Source organism: Parabacteroides chongii, from assembly GCF_029581355.1.
Lineage (GTDB): Bacteria > Bacteroidota > Bacteroidia > Bacteroidales > Tannerellaceae > Parabacteroides > Parabacteroides chongii.
The window spans coordinates 1,786,766-1,804,419 of the sequence record NZ_CP120849.1 but is presented as its reverse complement, the minus strand read 5'-3'; the positions used below and the strand labels follow the sequence as shown (position 1 = coordinate 1,804,419).

The 17,654-nt window shown below is 40.2% G+C and carries 10 protein-coding genes and 2 riboswitches; all 10 genes read left to right on the top strand.

Translation table 11 applies throughout. The features are described from left to right. The first annotated feature begins 77 nt into the window (after positions 1–77). The 10 genes from P3L47_RS06815 (at position 78) to P3L47_RS06770 (ending at position 17,584) form a co-directional block, all read left to right on the top strand. The gene (locus tag P3L47_RS06815) at positions 78–593 is read left to right on the top strand and encodes an RNA polymerase sigma-70 factor (RefSeq protein ID WP_199715659.1); all 516 of its coding nucleotides are present in this window, start codon (positions 78–80) and stop codon (positions 591–593) included. Positions 594–1,207: 614 nt separating this feature from the next. After that, entirely contained in the window at positions 1,208–2,194 is a 987-nt protein-coding gene (locus P3L47_RS06810) for a FecR family protein (protein ID WP_122361895.1), read from the top strand. 231 nt (positions 2,195–2,425) lie between these two features. Then, a complete protein-coding gene (locus P3L47_RS06805) occupies positions 2,426–2,956 on the top strand; it encodes an STN domain-containing protein (protein ID WP_277783113.1) in 531 nt (176 codons plus the stop codon). A 14-nt stretch (positions 2,957–2,970) separates the two neighbouring features. Then, entirely contained in the window at positions 2,971–5,895 is a 2,925-nt protein-coding gene (locus P3L47_RS06800) for a SusC/RagA family TonB-linked outer membrane protein (protein ID WP_277783675.1), read from the top strand. A 25-nt stretch (positions 5,896–5,920) separates the two neighbouring features. Continuing rightward, positions 5,921–7,663, top strand: a complete 1,743-nt coding sequence (locus tag P3L47_RS06795; protein WP_277783112.1) for a RagB/SusD family nutrient uptake outer membrane protein — start codon at positions 5,921–5,923, stop codon at positions 7,661–7,663. A gap of 16 nt (positions 7,664–7,679) precedes the next feature. Continuing rightward, positions 7,680–9,536, top strand: coding sequence for a metallophosphoesterase (locus tag P3L47_RS06790; protein ID WP_277783111.1), 1,857 nt, complete (start codon positions 7,680–7,682; stop codon positions 9,534–9,536). Positions 9,537–9,750: 214 nt separating this feature from the next. Further along, positions 9,751–10,881: an OprO/OprP family phosphate-selective porin gene (locus P3L47_RS06785; RefSeq protein ID WP_277783110.1), complete on the top strand. Its 1,131-nt coding sequence runs from the start codon at positions 9,751–9,753 to the stop codon at positions 10,879–10,881. A gap of 536 nt (positions 10,882–11,417) precedes the next feature. Next, positions 11,418–11,616, top strand: a riboswitch (cobalamin riboswitch). A gap of 53 nt (positions 11,617–11,669) precedes the next feature. Next, positions 11,670–13,940, top strand: coding sequence for a TonB-dependent receptor (locus P3L47_RS06780; protein ID WP_277783109.1), 2,271 nt, complete (start codon positions 11,670–11,672; stop codon positions 13,938–13,940). 72 nt (positions 13,941–14,012) lie between these two features. Then, positions 14,013–14,211, top strand: a riboswitch (cobalamin riboswitch). A gap of 130 nt (positions 14,212–14,341) precedes the next feature. Then, a complete protein-coding gene (locus P3L47_RS06775) occupies positions 14,342–16,402 on the top strand; it encodes a TonB-dependent receptor plug domain-containing protein (protein WP_277783108.1) in 2,061 nt (686 codons plus the stop codon). Positions 16,403–16,429: 27 nt separating this feature from the next. Then, positions 16,430–17,584, top strand: coding sequence for a sirohydrochlorin cobaltochelatase (locus tag P3L47_RS06770; RefSeq protein ID WP_277783107.1), 1,155 nt, complete (start codon positions 16,430–16,432; stop codon positions 17,582–17,584). Positions 17,585–17,654 lie beyond the last annotated feature (70 nt).

Genomic DNA, 17,654 nt, shown 5'->3' with positions numbered 1-17,654 from the left:
ACGACTATATTAATAAAGTTGTTAACTTTCAACTATTGAACGACTATAAAGAAGACATAGCAAAATGGATATGTGAAATGGCTTTGCACGATTCACAAATGGCCTTTAAATCGTTATACTTCACTTATTTTCGAAGGATGATGCGATTTACAACTCTTTATGTCTCCTCTGCGGTAGAAGCCGAAGAAATAGTATCAGATACTTTTCTCGCTGTATGGAACAACAGGAAATCTTTATTGAAAATAGCCAACTTTGATGCTTACATTTATTCTATAGCCAGACACAAAGCTATTAGTTATTACCGTACTATACATATGGAACAGATAGAACTAAATGAAATCTCAATCGATCTTTTCACATATACAGAAACAACTCCAGAGGATGACCTTATCTCTAAAGAGAGAATCAACCAACTAAATAAAGCCATCGATGCCCTTCCTGCTAAATGCAAAGCAGCTTTCAAACTGGTTCGTGAAGATAAACTTAAATATAAAGAAGTAGCAACTATATTAGACATATCCGTAAAAACACTAGAAGCCCATCTCTCTACTGCCATCAAAAAACTACGCGAATCACTCAAACAGGATAAATAAGTTACTAACTTCTCAAAAATAGTCTCAGACCGAAACTTATTATTCCAATTGGCACTCTTTTTAAAACGAGCAGCAATACAGAGTCTATTTTGTATCGGTCATAGAACTACAGATCGTAATCTAGAATGAAATTTGACTGGACACAGAATTAATTTGCTTGATTTACGAAACAAATCATCCTAACAAATCATATACATTTGTTACATAAAACTTATTGGGAAATAAGGGGGTCGGTTAAGTAAGAGAGGGGAAGAGCTGGAATTAAACCCAGACTTTCCCTTTCATTTTTTATATTTATCAGAACTAGAATATTTTCCTTTCTCCAATAGGGGTATTCACGGAATTCATGTCTTATTAATAAAAATACATACTTGGTCTATAACCAATATCTTTACAATATCACTTCAATTTTTTCCATTTTTTCGTACCTTTATAGTTTTATACTGTAAAGGTACGATTTTCATAATACATAATCCGGATCAACGATGAACAAGTATCCATTATCAGGAAAATGCAGAATCAGATACAATTTTTTACTATTCGCATAATATTTTTCCATCTGTAACTAAGGGTTTTTCTCCAAGGTTGCGACTATTTTAATAGAAGCAACAAAGATGGATAACAAAATAGATCATATTATAACAAAGGTTCTGACAGAAAATGCTTCAGCTGAAGATATTCTAGTCATCAGTAATTGGATAAATGAAAAAGAGGAGAATCGTCAAACATTCTATCTGCTGAAAAGTTATTGGAATGCAGATATTTCATCTAATCTATATGTAAATCCTTCTATTTCATTAGAGAAGTTGCAAGATAAAATAAATATACATCCAATTCCCAGGAAACAGTATTTACTATCAATCCTTCTCCCAATTGTAGCTTCTATTATTTTGATTATTGGCATTTCGTCTTTTTTTATTATAACCCATACAAATGAGAAAAATACGAAATATTATACTTATCTTACCAATAACAATAAATCAGAGTTCACCCTCAATGATGGTACAAAAGTCACATTAAATAAAAATAGTACACTCACTTATACAGACGCTTATGGTAAAGTTAACCGATCGGTTAAACTGGAAGGAGAAGCCCTTTTTGAAGTTACCAAAAACTCTGATAACCCATTTAAAGTTTCCTTTGAGGTAGGTAATCAACACAAAGGTACTATTAAAGTTTTAGGTACGGTGTTCAATGCTAAAATTGATACTGAATCAGAAAAAATCATTGCCACATTAATAGAAGGGGGGATATCTTTCGAAGGATCCGGACAAAAAGTTAAATTATATCCCAACCAACAACTGGCATTCGACTATTCAACCAGTAACATCGATGTATATGAAGTAGATATAGAAAAAGAAATTTCCTGGAAAGATGGCTTGATAAAATATAAAATGATCTCGTTCAGCAAATTAATAAAAGAACTTGAGAAGAAATACAATGTACAAATTATTATCGAAAACAAGCAATTAATGAAACCATCCATTACCATATCCGGTAGTTTTAGCGAAGAACAAACGCTAGATAAAATATTAGAAATAATTTCACGAAGCCTCCCTATAAAATGGAAAAAAAAGAATAATACATATTACATCAGATAAATCTTTATTAACGAAAACAGAAAGCCTATGGAGTATTAATAATGTTAACCTACAAAAACCGGCTATACTGATATAACCGGTTTATCGCAAAAATTTAATCCGCTTCAGTCGCTCCGCGACCAAACATTGTGACTGAAGCTATTATAAATCTTTTATCTACGCAAAATTATGGAAAATGTTTCTTACTACAGATCTTTTTTATCTAAAGATCTAAAAAAAATCATTCAGATTATGAAGATCACAGTCGTTCTACTATTTGTGACCCTGTTTCAGGCTGTTGCAATGGATTCTTATTCGCAGAATACGAAGGTTTCAGTTAATGCTGGACAAATCAAACTTTCCGAAGTTTTTTCTACAATTGAGAAACAAAGTGAATTCCTTTTCTTTTATGTTGACTCTGATATTAATGGCATTTATGTCAATGTCAATGCTCAGAATAAACAAATCAGTGATGTGTTAAATCAGGCACTAAAAGAGACAGATCTGACTTACACCATCAATGACCGCCACATAAACATAATGAAAAAACCACAAACTTCCCCAAAAACAAAACGAGTACGTGGGACAATTACAGATCAGAGTGGACAACCCGTAATTGGAGCCAATGTTCTTGAAAAAGGAACCGGTAATGGTACAATTACAGATATAGATGGAAAATACAGCCTGGATGTCGCGGAGTCAGCCATAATCGTCATTTCATTTATCGGCTATAACTCACAGGAAATACCAGTCGCAAATAAAAACAATATTGATAACTATTAGAAGATACTCAAGCTCTGGATGAAGTTGTAGTAGTCGGATATGGAGTACAGAAAAAGGTAAACTTGACAGGGGCTGTAGCACAAGTCACTGCCAAAGAATTAGAAAACCGTCCGGTATCAAACGCAACTCAGATCCTGCAAGGAACAATGCCAAACGTTAATATCACCTTCTCCACTGGTGAACCAGGAGCCGGAGGTTCTATTAATGTGCGTGGACAAGCTTCCATAAACGGAGGGGAACCACTGGTTCTCATCGACGGAGTTCCGGGAGATATAAACCGCGTAAACCCCAGAGATATTGAATCTGTATCCGTTTTAAAAGATGCTGCAGCATCTGCCATCTATGGAGCACGAGGTGCATTCGGGGTAATTTTGGTAACCACTAAAAATGCAAAGGCTGGGAAAATGAGTATCACATACGGGACCTTCTTCGCATCTTCGAAACCTACTGTACGAACTGATTTCATGACCACCGGATACGATGCCGTCATGTTGAACGACGAAGCATTCCGCAGAGCAACAGGAAACACCTACACCCGATATACAGATGAGGATATGGAAGAACTGAAAGCACGCCGCTACGACAATACTGAAAATCCGGAACGCCCTTGGGTTGTTGTTAAAAACGTGAACGGAAAAGACATTTATAACTATTACGGAAACTACGACTGGTGGAAGACCGTATTTAACGACCACCAGCCATCACAATCACATAGTATTAATTTATCGGGAGGAACCGAAAAAGTAAATTTCCTTCTATCCGGTAATTTTTATACTAAAGATGGCATCATGAAAATTAATACGGATAAATTTACATCTTTCAATTTCCGCAGTAAAATCAATGCCCAGTTATTCCCATTCCTGAAGGTCTCCAACAACACTTCTTATTATGATAAAAGTTACAAATACTATGGAAGAGAAGGAGGAGGAAATCCAAACTTCGTATATGTAACCGTACATGCATTACCATGTTATGCCCCTATCAATCCAGACGGAACTGCAACTTACAATACTCTAAAAAATAACTACTCAATCGGAGATGGACTTTATGCCATGTTACTTGATGGAGGTTCGCGTGGTCAAAAAGGGATACATGAATTCACGACAACAACCAGTATGGCATTAGATATAACCAAGAATATAAAATTAAATGCAGATTATACTTATTCATTTTACATTGCAGATGACTGGTACCGTTCGACAGTAGCACATTATTCTATTGAACCAGGCATTATACAAGAAGTCCCCAACTACAATACAGACCAGTTTAAAAAGACAATGTGGTTCGATCCGATGCATGTAGCAAACATTTATGCTAATTATAATCAAACATTTAGCAAACATACCGTCGGATTAACGGCCGGTATAAATTATGAAAATAAAAAACATTCACGGATGATGGCTTCCCGTAAAAATCTTATATCAGAATCTCTAAATGACTTGAATTTGGGCACAGGAGACATGTTGGTTGAGGGCGGAGCTTATGATTATGCTTTATTTGGAGCATTTTTCCGTGCAAACTACGATTTCAACGACAGATATCTCATTGAAGTGAACGGCCGATACGATGGAACATCCCGTTTCAAAAAAGGAATGCGTTATGGTTTCTTTCCTTCCGTATCGGGAGGATGGAGATTAAGCGAAGAAGCCTTTTTCGATAAAGCAAAAGAAGTCGTAAACAATCTGAAGATCCGTGCATCTTATGGTTCACTGGGGAATCAGGCAGTCAACAGTAAAAGTCCTAATTATTATCCATATATCTCTACGATGGGAATGGAACTTTCTAATTGGTTGATCGATGGACAAAAAACTCAGAATGTAAGTTCTCCCAACCCGATCATAGATAACCTGACATGGGAAAAAGCAACAACAATCAATGCTGGTATTGACCTGGGATTCCTAGATAACAGATTAAATATATCTGCTGATGCATATGTACGTAATACTACAGATATGCTTGTGCCAGGAAAAACATTACCTGCCGTATTCGGAGCCGCTTCTCCACAGCAAAATGCAGGAGACTTAAGAACCAAAGGTTATGAAATCGTAATAAACTGGAAAGATGAATTTTCTTTGAAAGGAAAGCCTTTTAATTATGGAGTATCTTTCGTTCTCGGAGATGCCGTATCCGAAATAACCAGATATGACAATCCTAATAAATTACTTGCAAACCATTATGTAGGTGAACGTTTCGGAGAAATATGGGGTTACAGACTAGATGGATTCTTTCAAACAGACGAAGAGGCTGCCAACTGGAAAATAGACCAAAAGCTGGTGAATACTCAAATCCAAAAAGCACCCGGTGAATGGGGAAAACTACGTGCTGGAGACCTGAAATTCAGAGATCTGAATAATGACGGAATAATCAGTCCAGGGAAAAAGACCGCTGATGATCCCGGAGATATGGAAATCATAGGAAACTCCGAACCCCGTTACAATTACGGCATAAATTTGAATGCTAACTGGAATGGTCTTGACTTATCTGTATTCTTTCAGGGAATTGGTCGCAGAGACTGGTATCCTAGTAATAATGCAGACAAGTTTTGGGGACCTTATTCACGTCCATATTTCTCTTTTACTCCAAAGAATTTCAATGACCTAGTCTGGACAGAAGATAACCCAAATGCCTATTTTCCGGTATTACGAGGTTACACAGCCTTAAACAGCGGCGGTTGTTTAAGAGACCCCAATGATAAGTATATACAGAATATAGGTTATTTACGACTCAAAAATCTGGTAATAGGATATACTCTTCCGGAAAAATGGATGAAAAAGATTGCAGTTCAACACTGTCGTCTCTATCTTAGTGGAGAAAACCTAATAACATGGACACCTTTTGTAACGGATTATATCGATCCGGAACAACCTGTAGCCGATTCCAACGGACGAAGTTATCCGTTATCAAAAACTTTCTCTATTGGATTGGATATCACATTCTAATTAATCATTTAAAGGAATTATCGTTATGAAAAATATCATTTACATATTAATCGCAAGTTGCTGTTTTTCTGCTTGTGAAATGGAAAAATATCCATTGGATGCTATCTCTCCAAACACATTCTTTAATACAGGAAACGACCTCAGGCTTTACACAAATTCTTTCTATAAAACACTACCTAATGCAGAAGGTGTATATAATGAAGCGGTAGACAATATTATAAAGATGGACTTAGCCGATGAATTAAGAGGTACACGCATCGTTCCGACCAGCGGTGGAAACTGGGTTTGGGAAGATTTGAGAAACATTAATTTCTATCTGGAGAACTCTGTTAAATGTAGTGATGAGAAATCGCGGTTACGTTATGATGCTATTGCTTATTTCTTCCGTGCTTTCTTCTATTTTGATAAAGTAAAGCGTTTTGGAGATGTTCCTTGGTATGATAAAGTCATTAATGATCAGGATACGGAAGCATTGGAAAAAGCCAGGAGTCCCCGTACGGAAATCATGGAACATATATTGGAAGACATCAACAAAGCTATTGAACATTTACCAACAGAAAAAACAGTGAACGAATTGTCTAAATGGACAGCATTGGCTTTAAAAGCACGTATATGTCTTCATGAAGGTACTTTCCGCAAATATCATACAGAATTTAACTTGCCGGATGCCGATAAATTCTTAAAAGAGGCAGTAAATGCTTCTGAAGAATTGATCTCGCAAAGCGGATATAAAATTTATTCTACGGGTAACCCGGATAAAGATTATCTCAATTTCTTTGCATCCCATGAAGCCATTCCTGCCGAGGTGATACTTGCAAGAGGGTATAGTGATGAATTTCAGGTATATCACAACCTGAATTATTATACAATGACAGCTTCCTACGGACGCCCGGGACTTGAAAAAAGATTGGTAAACAGCTATCTGATGAGAGATGGAAAACGTTTTACAGATATACCAGGGCATGAAACCATGTTTTTTACCGATGAAACTAAAAACAGAGATCCTCGCCTAAGCCAAACCATACGTACACCGGGGTATACTCGTATTGATGAGACAGAAACTCTTGTACAGGAATTCGGCTCTACAGTAACAGGTTACCAATTGATAAAATTTGTAACAGAGAGAAAGTGGGATACAAATCAGAAGGATATTAACGACATGCCCATTTTCCGTTTTGCAGAAGCACTTTTAATCTATGCTGAAGCAAAAGCCGAATTAGGGATTCTTACTCAAAATGATCTTGATATCTCCATCAAACCAATCAGAGACCGGGTTGGAATGCCTAATATAGATCTGACAAAAGCCAACTCAAATCCGGATCCATACTTAGAAAAGCAATACCCACATGTATCAGGTTCCAATAAAGGTGTCATTCTGGAAATAAGAAGAGAGAGACGTATAGAACTTGTTATGGAAAGTTTCCGCTGGGATGATATGATGCGCTGGAAAGAAGGGGCTACATTCACAGAACAGTTTAAAGGAATGTATTTTCCAAGCATAGGTTCTTTCGATCTGGATGGAGATGGGAATATCGATATACATATTTACAAAGACTCAAAACCATCATTAGATGGTAAATCAATTCAATATCTAAAACTGAATAGTGATATTACGTTGGAAAACGGAGAAAGTGGATGTATTGTTGTTAATCCCCATCTCAAAAAAGTATGGGATGAAAATAAAGACTATTTATATCCTATACCAATTCAGGAACGCTTATTAAATACGAATCTGACTCAAAATCCAGGTTGGAACGATGGGTTATAATTATTTTCATACAGCCATGAAGAAATATTTTTTACTAATCACCGGCTTGTTGCTGGGGCTAGCCGTTCATGCTCGAAATGACATAGAACCGAAAGAAGAAAACTCGTTACGTATAATGAGTTACAATGTACGAAACTGCCGAGGGATGGATGATATTATAAATTACCAAAGAGTTGCCGATATTATCAATCGAGTAAATCCGGATGTGGTAGCTGTACAGGAACTCGATAGTGTAACGGAGAGGAACCAAGGTGTATTTGCATTAAAAGAGTTGTCAGAAAGGACACTCATGCATTACGTTTATGGTGCTTCCATAGACTATCAAGGGGGGAAATATGGTATTGGTATTCTTTCTAAAGAAAAACCTTTAAATTACAAGACAGTAAAACTACCCGGACGTGAAGAAAATCGGTTGCTACTAATAACAGAATTTGAAAAATATATTCTTTGTTGCAGCCATTTCTCTTTGACCAAGGAAGATCAAATCTTGTCAGTCCCTATAATCTTTGAAGAATTAAAAGGTATAACAAAACCATTATTTCTTGCGGGAGATATGAATTCTGTCCAGGGATCACCGACACAAGTCGCCTTGCAAGAAAAGTTTATACCGTTGAATAATTATAAGGTAAACACTATTCCGGTGGTTAATCCAAACAGATGTATTGATTTTATATATGGATATAATAATGGGAACTCATACAGTGTTTTACAGCGTCAAGTACTTCAGGAAGAACAAACAGCTTCCGATCATCTGCCTTTATTCGTCGATGTACGTCTAAAAGCAAATGTTATTGACATTTTTCGGACAAAACCATATTTACAGAACCCAACAGGAAACGGTATCACCGTTTCCTGGCTGACCCATGTTCCGGTTCACAGTTGGGTCGAATATGGTACAGATCTGAATCTGAGAAACCGGGAAGAAAACATTGTTGACGGACAGATTATATGCAATAATAAGCATCATAAAATAAGGCTGGCTAATTTACAGCCTGGAAAAATCTACTATTATCGTGTATGTTCGCAAGAAATCACTTTATATGAAGCTTACAAAAAAGAATTTGGCAATACTGCTTATTCTGATATTTACTCTTTCACTGTTCCTGCAAAAGATACATCTGATTTCACGGCAATCATCTTAAATGATCTTCACAAAAACAACCAAGTTTTAGAAATGCTAACAGAACAAGTAAAAGATATAAACTATGACTTCGTTCTATTTAACGGAGACTGCATTGATGATCCGTATAACGAAGAACAAGCGGTTCGTTTTTTGTCCTATTTAAATGAAAAGGTGGGCGCAGAAAATACTCCGGTCTTTTATTTACGAGGTAATCACGAAATACGTAATGCCTATTCCATACAACTACGCGAACTATTCGACTATGTGGGAGATAAAACTTATGGAGCCTTCAACTGGGGAGATACACGTTTCATAATGTTGGACTGCGGTGAAGATAAACCTGACACAACATGGGTATATTATAATCTGAATAATTTTGATAAGTTACGCTCTGAACAAATCAATTTCCTAAAAAACGAACTAAAAGGAAAAGAGTTCAAGAAAGCCTCAAAAAAAGTTCTGATCCATCATATACCATTATATGGAATGCCCGAAAAAGCCTATCTTCCTTGTCGGGAGTTATGGGAAAATCTTCTTTCAAATGCATCTTTTGATATATGTATCAATGCACATATACATCGCTTTGCATATTACCCTAAAAATAGTAAGGAGAATAATTTCCCGGTAATTATCGGTGGAGGAAACAAACCGGAAAATGCAACAATCATGATCCTGGCTAAAAAAGGGAAAGAAATGCTTCTTACTGTTTTAGATACTAAAGGACAAATAATTAAAAAAATCAATCTATAAAATATCTCAAATACAAAGCAACATAATAAAAACTGACTCCAAAGATACTTAAAAAAGATCGAGACTAGCAATCATACAACAGCACTGGTCTTTTTAGTTACTTATTTAGTAAAGAATGTAAGCTCGGTCTATAACCAATATCTTTACAATATCACTTCAATTTTTTCCATTTTTTTGTACCTTTACGGTTTCATACTGTAAAGGTACATTTTTCATGAAACATATAGCAACCTTATTTCTGATTCTACTTATAACTTTACCTGTTTTCGCAACGCCCGACTCCTCTCCTATCAACTGGAAGCTATCCGGACGTTTACTTTTGGATGGCGGTGTCTATATTCATTCGCCTGAAGCATTGCACGCAGGTGCACATATTTCGGATGTACGACTAGCGGCAAAAGTCCGTATCTATTCCTGCTGGTATACCAAGATCGATGTCGGTTTTGCTAACAATAAGGTCACCTTGAAAGATGCCTTTACCGAATACGGGAAAGACGGAAACTACTTTCGTGCCGGCTATATGCTCGGTTATTACAGCATAGACCAATCGACCAGCACGAACGATCTTATCTTCAACACAGCCTCCAACGTATCCGAAACGTTCTACCCGGACCGCCGGATCGGTGTATCCTATACGCGTTCCCTCCCTTCATATTATTTATCTGCAGGCGCATTCTGCGGCGACGGCCTCAGCTTCACCGAAACAACCAAACCCGGTTACAACTTCTCAGGGCGTATCGTATGGCGGCCGATCAATTCGTCCGGACAATTATTTCATATCGGAACCGGTGCCTTATTCAAAGTACCGGACGAAGATACGGAAACACAGGCTCAACAAATCCGGTTAAAAAGTAAAGGTGTCACCTATATCCCTTCCCCGCGGACGTTAGAGCTGACTGTCGGAGAGGCGAGAAACCAGGTCCAGTCTAACGTGGAATGCCTGTTCTTCCGCCATAAATGGCTGCTTCAGACCGAGTTTTTATATACGAATATCCACCGTAAGAACCATAAGCCCTCCTATTCCGCTCATGGCGGCTATATTATGGGAGGTTTCCTGCTGAAAGGCACAAAGTACGCTTACGACACCCTCGATGCCGTACCGGTCATGCCGGAAGAACCCCACTCGATCCTGCTCGCCTGCCGCTATAATTACACCAATCTGAATGACTTCAGCAGCAACATGACAGGAGGAAGCCAGCACGACCTGTCGATCGGCATCAACTACTATTTCAACAAGTACATTTCCTCCCGCCTGAATTACGCACATCTCTGGATGGATAAATACTCGACATTAGGAAAATGCGAAATTAACATGATGCAACTGCGGCTACAGGTCCGGTTCTGATTGATTACTTCCTCCTATTGCAAGGCAAATACGTCTTTTACATCGCAATCCTACATAAAGTTTTAGAAAAGTATCTGCCATCTGTCACCCATCTTTGTAATAATCAGACATCCAGCAGATAAAGGCGTTGCAGATACTTTTTTTATCTGCAACAGAGTCTGTCATCTGTCACAGTAACCCTAACAAACTATCTGTTAAAAGGCAGACAACTACCTGTTAAGTCCCTACAAACTAACACAAAAGTCCCGACCTGCTAAAACCACCCTGTACAGGGTAGCCGACCAGGGTGTAGAGGCTGCCCGCACAGGGTGTACAGGGTAATCCGGCAGGGTGTAGAGGGTAGCAACAAAAGGTAAAGATTTAACACATAGTATCTCCCTGATTAACAATTAAGAGGTACAAGGGCTTCTTTTAATTCATTCTTTGACATACGGAAGGAGTCCGACTGTTTTTACATAATAACCGGCAACTCCCCAAAATATAACGTTTGCATACTTTTATTGCCTAAGTAAGCATAAAGATATTAAATAAAAAACTACTTTTGCGCCCGATTTGGTGATGCCGGTTCATTCTGTACCTGCATAAAAGGGAATTCGGTGACAATCCGAAGCAGTGCCCGCTACTGTAATACCCGTATCCGAAGAAAAGTTTCTTATGCCACTGTTTCGTTTATAAGAAATGGGAAGGTGCTTTTCAGGGTTAAGCCAGGAAACCTGCCAGATCAGACAAATAATCAAGCTTTCCCGGGCCAGGAAAGTGAATTATTAATTCTTATACAAACAATTTCGATGAAAAAGAAATGTTTACTCACAGCTGCTATCAGTTGGATAGTAGTATCTATGTTCGCTCAAACCGCCCTGAAAGGGAAAGTCGTAAACGCTGAAACCAACGAACCTGTCGTAGGAGCCAATATCCGCATAGACCATAGCCTGGCAGGATGCACAACCAATGGTAAAGGAGAATTCAATATCAGCAACCTGCCGGAAGGTGAACATACGCTGAGTGTAACACATGTTAGTTTCCTTCCCCAGAAATATACCGCAGACAGCCAGGATGAAAATATCCTGATCAAGATGAACGAAAGCTATATCAACCTGGGACAAGTCGTTATAACCGGTACGGGAACCCACCGCCGCATGACCAACTCTCCTGTCCCCATACAGGTGATCACAGCCAAAGACCTGGGAAATGCCAACGTAACCAACCTGGAAGATGCCCTGGTCAAACTGACTCCGAATGTAACAACCATGACAAACGGAATGGGAACGACACTGAGCCTGAACGGCATGAACGAAGACTATATGCTACTGCTGGAAAACGGTAAACGCCTGACCGGTGACGACCGTTATACACGTATCAATATCGCCAATATAAAGCGTATCGAAATCCTGAGCGGGGCAGCTTCCGCCCTTTACGGCAGCGATGCAATCGGCGGCGTTATCAATATTATTACAGATGATACCAAGAATGCAGTGAATGTATCCAACTACACCCATTATACCAGTAAAGGACGGTTCAGCGAAAATATAAATGTAGACGTAAATGCCGGTAAATTTTCATCTTATACTTCATACCAGCGTAGGGAAGCGGATAACTGGCAAGTGAATGATCTCGACGAAAACGGTTATAAAACAGGCCGCCCGATGTCTACCGGATTCCTCTCCGACAATATCAGCCAACGTTTTGCTTACAATGCAACCGACCGCTTATCTTTCTACGTACGTGGTAATTACTATGACTATAACACACGCCGACCGGAAACAGCTACGTATTTTAAGAAAGGAAAAAAGAAAGACGAAAACGGCAACCCGATCTATGAAGAGACACAGGCCTATACCTATAACATGGCGCATGAAACCTACACCTATGGTGCCGGTGCCAAATATATGATCAACAAATCCGCTTACATCGATGCCGACTTCTTTGCCGACAATTACACCTCAAAATATGACTATTTCCTCAAAACCGGTGATTTCAAGCGAGGCGATAAAGAAACCCGTAAAGAAACGACTTATTACGATGCAACCGTAAAAGGTATTTTCAAACCTAACACGTGGAATAAAGTATCCACAGGTATCGAGTATATCAATGAAAACTTCAGAAGCCAATCGGATAACATCAGCTTCAAGAGCATGTACACGATTGCACTTTTTGCACAGGATGAAATTACGATACTAAGAAACCTACAGGCAGTCTTGGGCGTGCGCTATCTCTACAATGAGAATTTTAAAAACTATGCCACTCCGAATGTCGCCCTTATGTACAAACTCAAAGGATTTAATTTCCGTGCATCGTACGCAACAGGCTTCCGTTCGCCTACATTGTCCCAACTATACGCAACGGACGAGTCGAAAACTTCAAACCGTTATACGGTTGGAAACCCCGACCTGAAACCGGAAAAGAGTAATTTCTTTTCACTGAACGGCGAATATACATGCTCACGTTTTTCAATATCGGCCACCGGATTCTACAACGATATTAAAGACATGATCGATTACCGCGTATTAAGCGATGAAGAGATTCACCAGATGGGACTGGATGAGCTGCATGAGAAATTCTCTACCATCCGCCAGCGCGACAATGTGAACCGGGCTAAAATCAAAGGGATCAGTGTAAACGCAAATATCTACGCAGGAGCCGGATTCACCGTAGGCGGAGGTTATATCTACACAGACAGCGAAGCAAAGACATTGGAACACGACAGCAAAACCGGAGCTGATATTGTCGTAATTACCCCTGTCGATAAAAGCGTAAAGAATGCTGCCAATATACATGCGCGTTGGGATCATGACTGGAACAACTACCACCTGAATGTAAACCTGAGCGGACATATCCAGGGCGAACGCTATTCCAGCACATACGGCTACGCCCCAAAATACCAGCAATGGGATTTGAACACCCGCCACTCATTCAACCTGGACGCATTTATCCTGGAACCGGGAATCGGTATCGAAAACTTATTTAACAACCGCGACGACCGCCCCTGGAACAGTAATTTCTCCACGATAAACCCCGGACGGGCTGTTTACATTAGTCTGGCTGTGAAATTTAAAAAGTAAAACAAATAGAAATCAAGGACATAGATACTACATTTTTTTAGTAAAAGAATCATATAATAAAATAATGTAGTATCTTTGCACTCGTGATTTAGTAATCGGTTTGTTTCGCAGACTGATTCAAGGGAATCCGGTGTAAATCCGGAGCTGTACCTGCAGCTGTAAATCCTCATTATGTTGGTTAGAAGTTCTAATGCCACTGTTTCAATAATCGAAATGGGAAGGTTTCTAACCAGAGGAAAGCCAGAATACCTGCTAAATTTATTTATAATAAACACCAAGCTTCCAGGTTCAGAAGTCTGTGTCCATTCGATTATACGTTCACCCACGTAAAAGCTTTTGTGACATTTCTTTTAAAAAAGAGAAACTTGATGTTTTATTTATTAAACTAAATAAAACACGATATGAAGTATCTGCTATCGGCTTTCATTCTACTATGTAGCATGCAATCTGCCTATGCGCAAAGTATCCTGAGTAAAGACGGGAAAGAACTGACGGTACAGTTGGACGAAGTCGTCATAACCGGTACCGGCACCGAGCATTATCTGAAAGATGCCCCCGTACAGACAGAGGTCATTACCAGCAAAGCGCTGGAACAATACCAGGCCCGCAGCATGGAAGACCTGCTGGGCGGCCTTTGCCCTTCGCTAACCTTCAATGAAGGCGATATGGGCGGACACTTGCAGATGAATGGTCTTGACAACGACTATATTCTGATCCTTATAAACGGAAAACGCATGAACGGGGATGTAGGCGGCCAGAAGGATCTGAACCGGATCAATATTGCCGACATCGAACGCGTCGAGATTGTAAAAGGGGCCTCTTCTTCTTTATATGGAAGCGACGCCATCGCAGGTGTCATCAACATTATCACCAAACGAAACAGGGAAGCGGTGAACGTCTCCAACACAACCCGTGTCGGTGAATATGGAGACATCCGCCAGAACAATACGGTCGGCATTCAAATCGGCAAGCTAAATTCGACTACTTCTTTCAGCTACAAGCATACGGACGGATGGAGAAACACAGACAAGGAATGGGACCAGCACCAGCTCAAGTCCGGTTCAGTCAGCAAGACAGTCAACCGTTCCGATAATTATACAATCAACGAATTTCTGTCATATAAGGTCAACGACAAACTGGAACTGACAGCTGAAGGTTCACATTACGAACGTTGGATGTACCGTACGTTCGGAGCCTATAAATATTATCCTTACAATTATTATTATCGAAACTATACATTCGCAGGAGGAGCCAAATGGAATATGAAAGGACGGAACTATCTGGCTTTTGATGTCGATTACGGCCGGTTCGGCTATTTCTACGACTACACGCACAATGCTTATACCGACTATTTCATCGACGGTAAGCGCGTGACCTTCTACGCCGGACAACGCCTCAAACAAAAGATACAAAAGCAACTGACCGGACAGGCAAAAGGCGTTTTCTATTTCGGTGATAACCATACGTTGAATACCGGTTTGGAATATCTGTGGGAAAACCTCGAATCGCCGCATCATATGGACAACCGCACCTCAGCCTCCGTCTATACGCTTTCTGCCTATGCACAAGACGAATGGCTCCTGACAGACCGCTTCATCGTGACAGCCGGCCTGCGAGGAGTATATCATAAAGAGTTCGCAGCCAAGCTAACCCCCAAAGTGTCCGCTCTCTATAAACTGAACGACTTCAACCTGCGCGGAACCTGGTCGCTCGGCTTCAAAGCCCCCACCACGCAGGAGCTATATTACGACTATATCGGCACCATGATGGGCAAATTAAAAGCCTATTACGGCAACAGCGACCTGAAGCCGCAGACCTCGCAATATGTTTCGCTGGGTGCTGAATACATCATCAATAAGTTTCAAATCAGCGTTACGGGTTATCATAACGCAATCCGTAACATGATTGCCCTGACTACAGTCCCGACCTCTGCCGAAAACAAGCTACAGGAAGTAGAGGAAACAAAGCAATACAAGAACCTGTCGAAAGCCAGAGTGTACGGCGCCGACATCTCATTTACCTACAACATCACCAAGGCTCTTTCCCTGGGTGGCGGATACAGCTACACCGACGCAAAGGCATTGTATGTAGAAGATGAATACGACACGCGCTACATGCAATATATCCCCATCGACGCCACTTCCCATCACAATGCTACGCTCAACGCGACCTGGAAGCATACCTGGAAGCGTTATCGACTGGGCATCGGGGTATACGGAAAATATCAGTCCAAGCGCTTCTATATGTCGGACAATAATGCAGACGGATACAACATCTGGCGCATCAACACAAGCCACTCTTTCCTGAAACTCAAACATTGGGACCTGACGGGAAATGTCGGTGTAGACAATATCTTCAATTATATCGACCGCACTCCTTTCGGACGCAATCGTGGAACGACCAGCCCCGGACGCAATTTCTATGCATCCATCACGGTGAAATTCCACAACAAGAACAAATAGGTCAACATCTTTTTAAATTTTATAAGTATGAACAAGTTTAAGTATTGCCTTATGGCAGCCGCTTTAATGACGGCAACAAGCGTAGGATTCACTTCTTGTAGTGACGACGACGATGTGGAAAGCACACAGAACCCCGCCGAAGAGTATGTAAAATCAGTAAAAAGCAAGGATACAGCTATCCTTCTCTGCTCTTTCGGAAGTACCTACAACGAAGCAACTCACATCTACGACGATATTGTTGATGAATTTAAGGCCGCTTTCCCCGATGCAGACGTTTATCTGTCTTTCTCTTCAAACACTTGCATCGGCCGTCTGGAAGCTACACGCGACAGCGCTTTCTACCACGTAGATACTTGGTTGAATGCCTTCGCCGAAGCCGGATACCCGAAAATTGCCGTACAGTCTCTGCACGTTATCCCGGGTGAAGAATATCTTGCCGTTATGAACGGTACTGTAAAAAAGGACTTCATGATACGCGACTATCCCAGTGTAAACGTCCTGAGAAGCGCCAACCTGCTTTCTACTGACGATGACACGGAGGCAGTTGCAACGACTTTGTACAACCATTACAAAACATCATTAGCAGACAAGCATAATGTCTTATTATTGATGGGACATGGTAATCCGGACGACAACTACAATGCCAACCAAAAATATGTTGACACCGAAGAAGCCATGCAGGCCAAAACGGAATTTGACAACGTATTCGTAGGTACTGTTGACTATGGTAAGATGTTGTTCTGGCCGTTGAACGAAGAAACTGGACAGCCTTTGGATACTCCCAACCCGGAATGTATCTACTCTAAGTTGATGAACTATTGCAAAACAAACAATCTGAAACCGGAAGAAGTAACCGTATTCCTGGCTCCGTTCATGTCTATCGCCGGTGACCACGCTCACAACGACCTTTGGGGTCTGGAAGAAGGTGAAGACTCAAGCAATGCCGCTCCTCAGTCGGACAGCTGCTGGCGTCTGAAACTGCAAAACATGGGCTTCAAGGTAGACCAGACTGAAACGCACCCGAGTGATCAGGCTGATGCCGACCACGGTATCGAAAACGGATGTAACATCAAAGCTCTGGGTGACTTCCCCGAAATCCGTCAGATCTGGATCAACCACCTGAAAGAAAACTGGAACAATCCGGATGCATGGCAAAACGGTGAAGATTATCAACCGGAATAAAGACAAAAACGAAAAGCAGGATAATTATTCCTGCTTTTCGTTTTTATAATATATATCTATGCCCCTTCTG